3 protein-coding genes and 2 pseudogenes are annotated in these 5,998 nt (G+C 65.4%); 2 read left to right on the top strand and 3 right to left on the bottom strand.

The window, feature by feature from the left end; translation table 11 throughout:
- A pseudogene (locus ACYVD0_RS12420) lies at positions 1-220 on the top strand (transposase); the annotation flags it as partial.
- A gap of 159 nt (positions 221-379) precedes the next feature.
- Here ACYVD0_RS12420 and ACYVD0_RS12415 read toward each other — a convergent pair.
- From ACYVD0_RS12415 to ppnN, 3 genes and pseudogenes are all read right to left on the bottom strand, one after another.
- A pseudogene (locus ACYVD0_RS12415) lies at positions 380-1,480 on the bottom strand (IS4 family transposase).
- Between the two features lie 336 nt (positions 1,481-1,816).
- Positions 1,817-3,835 (bottom strand): hypothetical protein, encoded by a 2,019-nt coding sequence (locus ACYVD0_RS12410; protein WP_460427091.1) that lies wholly within the window; start codon positions 3,833-3,835, stop codon positions 1,817-1,819.
- Positions 3,836-4,116: 281 nt separating this feature from the next.
- Complete coding sequence (gene ppnN, locus ACYVD0_RS12405) at positions 4,117-5,490, bottom strand: nucleotide 5'-monophosphate nucleosidase PpnN (RefSeq protein WP_460427090.1); 1,374 nt, start codon at positions 5,488-5,490, stop codon at positions 4,117-4,119.
- 335 nt (positions 5,491-5,825) lie between these two features.
- Between ppnN and ACYVD0_RS12400 the strand changes: the two genes are divergently transcribed.
- On the top strand, positions 5,826-5,998 hold a 173-nt coding region (locus ACYVD0_RS12400; protein ID WP_460427158.1), incomplete at its 3' end, for a transposase family protein.

Raw genomic sequence — 5,998 nt, 5'->3', positions numbered from 1 at the left:
CTGGGGCATCGAGAACCGTGTGCACTGGTGCCTGGACGTGGTGTTTGCCGATGACCGGATGCGCGCGCGTACCGCCCATGCGGCCCATAACCTGGCGACGCTGAAGCGGCTGACGCTGAACCTGCTCCGCCTGGACCCGAGCCAGCGCAAGGGCAGCCTCAAGACTCGTCGGCTCATCGCCGACACCTCGGATGACTATCGGGCCGAGCTGCCGGGACTCGAAGAGAATGCTTGGCTTCATGCGATGGCCCTGCCTATTTGTGTCTGGCTTGACCATCATCTCTGCTTGCTGCAAATGACAGGCAGAGATCGGTCGATTCTGCTGCAAAACTGGGTTTTTCAACAGAATCGACCCGAACCCTGAGTGATCCCCACAAAGTCACCCCAGTTCCAGCGCTTGCCGGTGGACCTCCCGCCGCAGGGCCAGCTCCAGGTCCCGCAGCCTCTCCCGGGAAATGTCTCCCGCATAAGTACGTGCATACTCCAGCCCCAGCCCCAGCCCCAGCCGCCACAGCGACAGCCCGTGCTTGCGCTTGAGACTGTTGCTCTGGAAACGCCGCTCGTGCCCCGCCTCCCGCGCCTGCAGACCCAGCAGGCACAGCGCGTAGTTGGCCAGCACGGCAATCAGCAGCAGGATCTCGATGCGGCGCGGGCAGCGGCTGCGATGCAGCCCCAGGCCGACTCCCAGCCGATGGCTCTTCAGGTCGCGGAAGCCTTCCTCGACCTGCATGCGCCGCTGGTAGATCGCCACGACCTGTGCGGCATTCCACTGCGCCTCGGGCAAGTTGCTGGCCAGCAGCCGGTGCTTGCGCCCCCGCGGCGCCTGTTTCACGGCGTACAGCCGGGTCGACCAGGGCGCCGAGCGCGTCATCGCGATGTCGCCAAGCCGTTTCGGCGACGCCGAGGCCAGGGCATACCGGTCCTTCAGCGGCTGCCAGGGCCGCTCGCCGAGCCGGCACAGGTCGCGGTTGCGCACGCGGCCGACGTCCTGCCAGCCCCGGGCTTCGACGGCCTGGAGCCAGGGCCGCCGGAAGCCGGCAGCGGTGACCAGGATGGGCCGGCAGTCGGCCGGCAGCATCGCCGCGAGCGCCTCGAGCAGGCGCCGCTAGCAACGCGGGCAGCCCTCGCGCGGGTGGACGACTTCGCAGACCGGCAGCGAGCGTCCAGCCAGCGGGATCGCGGCCCGCAGCAGGAACCGCTTGCCGGCGGCATCGATCGGCGACCCGTCCACCAGGATCAACGGATGCCGGAGCGAGCCCGGCAGGGCACGGCGCATGACCCGGTAGAACAACCCCCGCTCGGCCTGCAGCTGGCGGTTGCCGAGCAGGCGGTCGACCCGCTCGATGGCATGCCGGGGCCGGGCGGAGCCGGGCAGGGAACGCCCCAGTGCGGTCAGGCTCAGGCAGCGGCCCTGCAGCAGGGCGGCCGCCGCCGCCATCAGGGCCTCGAGACGGCGGGCATGTTTGGTGACAACCAACATGCCCGCCCATGCAGGCCTCTTCAAGCCATGCCTCTTTGATTTATCAGGATAATTTCTGTGGATCACTCAGACCCGAACCAGACTTTCAAGGCAACAGGTGGACAAGCAGAGCGCTGTCCTCCCTACCTCAGCCGGCAATCCGCTCAGGATGGAAAACCATGAAGTGTTTTCCACCGATGAACCCCCCCAGGCTGCCTTGCTCGTTGGCATTGATCGCCGTGTGCCGCGCGCTCGAAACAGCCTTTCGTGCGGCTGCTTTGCGCTTGAGAAGCGAGCAGCCGGTACGCCCGATTGGAACGATGCCTATGCCCAGGAACGATGCTCCGGCGCCATGCCTCAGGCTTCGGCCGCTTTGGCGAATTCGGCTGGGGCCAATGCCAGCCGGATCTCATCGTTCAGCCGCCAGAAGCTGTGCATCACCGACACGAATCCGGCGAGCGGGCCGAGGAGGCCACTGTTGACCTTGGCCGCTTCCTGGTCGAGGGCGCGTGCGATGTCCTTGGTGCGTGCCTGGCCGTTGTCGTACAGGAACTGCAGGATCTGACGCTGCCCCTTGGGCAGCTTGGCCAACCGGGCTTGCTCTTTCTGCAGCGGATCGGAGGCGCTGGTGCTGCTGGCGAGCGGCGATGCCGCCAGTGCCTCCATGATGCGCGACTTGGCCGGGCGTGCTTCCTCCATGACCTCGTCGTCTTCCGCCTCGGCTGTCTGGGCAGGGGCTTCCGGCTGGTCGCCGGTCGGTATCCGGTCGAGCATTCCCGGCTTGATGGTGTACCGGCCCTGTGCGTCACGGTCCAACCACTCCCGGCGCAGCGTGACCAGCGACACCGAGGCCGGCTCGTCCGGTCCCATCGCATCCATCACCTCGTCCGGTGAGCATCCCGGGTGGTTGCGGATGTATTCCAGTACTTGCCTGTCCAGCCCGCTCATGCCGGATAGTGCAGGCGCGGTGGCGGCGGGTCTGGCCGGTTTCGCCGAGGCAGGGGCGGCCTCTGCCCTGGATGCCGGGCTGGGCGTGCGCGGTGTTTCGGCGACCCGCGTGGAGGCTTGCGCCGTCGCGCGCGGGGGCGGGCTTGCGCTGGCCTGGCGGGTGCCGGCCGGCGTCTGCTTGCCCATGGACATGCACTCCAGCACATAGTCCCTCACGGTGTAGCCGGCGAAGGTGAAGGGATCGAGCCAGAGTCCGGTCAGGCCCTTGAGCGCGGTGGTGACTTCCGCGCTGCCCAGCGCGGTGTTCTTGGCGATTTGGGCGGCATTCTGGTTGGGATTGGCCATGATCCAGGCCAGCAGCTTGCGTTCGATCTTGCCGAGCTTGGTGAAGGCTTCACGCAGGCGGGCAAACACCTGCTCCTTGGACTCGTCCGGCCCCGGTATCTCGACAGGCGCCGGCTCGGCCTTGGCCGCGGGAGCGGAGGAGGCGACGGCAGTCATTGCCGGCTTTGCGATTGGTGCGGCATCGGCCTTGGCTTCGGCACGCTGTCGCATGGTTTCCTGCGCTCTGGCGCGCGCCTTGAGCAGCTCTTCGGCCACCCATGCCGCTGGCGCCGCGCCCTCACTTCGGGCCTGTTTGGCAGCGTCTGCCGACGGTGTGGGCGCGGGCGGCCGCAGGTTCCCGGAGCGGACAGCAGCCAGGCTAGTTGTGGCGGATGGGGGCGAAGGGGCAGCCGGGCGGGCCGACTCGACCTTCGCGGCCGGCGCCCCGACCGCTGCCGCTGCACGCGGGGCTTCCGCCGGCTGTTCGGTTTTTCCAGTCAGAGGACGGGTCTCCGCTGGGGCAGCGGCTTCCTGTGGCCTGGACGGGGTGTCCGGTTCTTCTTCGGCACGCACTGCGTCTGCCTGCGCAACGGCCGCTTTCGGCGGCTGGGCTGTGGCTGGTGCGGCCTCGGGCCGTGCGGCGTCGACTGCCGGGGCGGCGGCGGTCTGGCCGGCGCTGCGGCGCAGGTGCAGGCGGCCCAGCAGTTCGTACAGTTCCGGGGCTGCGCTGGCTCTGGCGGCCTCGCTTACATGGCCGATCGCGTCGTCCAGCCGGTTGGCCAGGACCAGTTCCTTCACCCTGTTCTCAAGCGTGGCGAGATCCTGAACGCCACCTGTGTTCTTGCCGGTCCCGGGCTGTCCGAGCAGTAGGGCCATCTCCAGGCGCCAGAGGATTTGCGGCGAGGCGACATGGTTCTCGAGGGATTCGCTCAGCAAGTCCTGTGCAAGCGCGTGCTGATCGGCAGTAGCCAGATGGCGCAGGGCGCCGGCCAGAGCCTTGAGCGAGTCATCGGGACAGGATTCATGCAGGCAGAATTCGAAAGCGGCAAAACTGTGGGTGCGAGCGATGCCCCACAAACGCTCGATGAGAGGTTTGTGCTCCAAACGGGGATACCTATGCGTTGGGTCGGAAGGCCGACGTGGTGGTGCGGAAAAAGCCGCGGACTATACCACGACAGCCCCTGCCTTCCGGCCTTCAGATCCACTCATTTCAAGGTCTTGCACTTCCCATGGAGATAGCCAGGGTGTGAGGCCGATACCGCTTTCGTAGGAGCGAATTTATTCGCGATGCTTCTGATTTTGCCGATGATCGCCGACAAATCTGCTCCTACAGCCGGCTGGCAAGCAGCCGGTCAGCGTTCAGTCGAAGAGCTTGAAAGGGGGGCTCAGGTCACCAACTGATAGCAGGGCACATAGGGTATGCCGCCCGGCAGCTTCATCCGGTGCTGCTCAACGAAGGCCTGCAGCAGCTCATCCAGTGGTTGCATCACGGCCGATTCGCCGTGGATCTCGTAGGGGCCGTACTGCTCGATCAGGCGGATGCCCTTGTCCTTCACGTTGCCGGCCACGATGCCGGAGAAGGCGCGGCGCAGATTGGCCGCCAGCTGATGAGGCGGCAGGTCGCGGCTCAGCTGGAGGCTGGCCATGTTGGCGTGGGTAGGGTCGAACGGGCGCTGGAAGCCTTCCTCGATCCGCAGCAGCCAGTTGAAATGGAAGGCGTCGTTGCGCTCCCGGCGGAACTGCCTGACCTCCTTCAGCCCCTGAGTCATCTGCCTTGCCACTTCGACGGGGTCGTCGATGATGATTCGGTAGTGGCACTGTGCGGCTACCCCCAGCGTGGCGCCGACGAAAGCGTGCAGCTGCTCCAGGTAGGGCGCCGCGCTCCTTGGTCCGGTGAGAATTAACGGAAACGGCAGATCCCGGTTGTCCGGGTGCCTCAGGATGCCGAGCAGGTAGAGGAACTCCTCGGCGGTGCCGGCGCCACCGGGAAAGATGACGAAGCCATGGCCAACGCGCACGAAGGCTTCCAGGCGCTTCTCTATGTCCGGCAGGATCACCAGTTCGTTGACGATCGGGTTGGGCGTCTCGGCGGCGATGATCCCCGGTTCGCTCAAACCCAGGTAGCGGCCGCCGACGATCCGCTGCTTGGAATGGGCGATGGTGGCGCCTTTCATCGGCCCTTTCATCACACCAGGCCCGCAGCCGGTGCAGATGTCCAGTTTGCGCAGACCCAGTTCGTGACCGACTTTCTTGGTGTACTTGTACTCCTCGATGCTGATCGAATGGCCGCCCCAGCACACCACCATCTGCGGCTCCACACCGGGGCGCAGGGTGCTGGCGTTGCGCAGCAGGTGGAAGAGGTAGTCGGTGATACCCTGGGAACTGCTCAGGTCAATGCGCAGACTGTCCAGCTCGCTCTGGGTATAGACGATGTCGCGCAGGGCGCTGAACAGCATCTCGCGGGTGCTGGCGATCATCTCGCCGTCGACGAAGGCATCCGCCGGCGCGTTGAGTAGTTCCAGACGGACGCCGCGATCCTGTTGATGGATGCGAACCTCGAAGTCCTGGTAGGACTCGAGAATGGTCTTGGCGTTGTCGGTGCGGGCACCCGTGTTGAGGATCGCCAGGGCGCACTGACGGAACAGCGTGTAGACGCTGCCCGACCCGGTTTCGCTCAGTTGCTGGACTTCGCGCTGGGACAGCGTCTCCAGACTGCCCTTGGGGCTTACCGAAGCGTTAATGACATGTCTTAAGTCCATTCTCGGTTCCATGTGTACGATGCTACCGAGCCAGGGAAGGCCGGTCGCATCAGGATGGTGAGCGCCGAACACGGTCGCGTGCAGTGGGCATTTTCTCTAGCGGCCGGGCAAAACAGCAAACGTTGCGCTGAGATCGCCAGGGGCGAACGCCTCTACCATAAAGGAGAAAGCGACAGCTAAAGGCCGATGAGTATGTCCTGATCTTACGCCGGCCGCGTATGGCACGGCGCAAAAGCAGGGCAATCGCATGAACGGATGCGCCTGTAGCTTCAAGCGGCTTCAGCCCGAGCAGGTTTGGTGTAGCGTGTCTTCTCTTTGTCGAGAAGGGATACACGATGCAGCAAGCAGACAGACCGAGCCTGGCCGAAGTCTTTGTTTCGATCGACGATCCTCGGCAAGCGGGTAAGGTCGAACACGATCTGGTGGAGATGCTGGTAGTCGCTGTCAGCGCGGTGCTCTCGGGCGCGGATACGTTCGTGGAGATCGAGGCATGGGCCACGGAGAAGCT

The organism is Azotobacter armeniacus (assembly GCF_054779355.1).
Note: the sequence above shows the minus strand (reverse complement) of the source record. Positions and strands in the feature narration are given on the sequence as shown.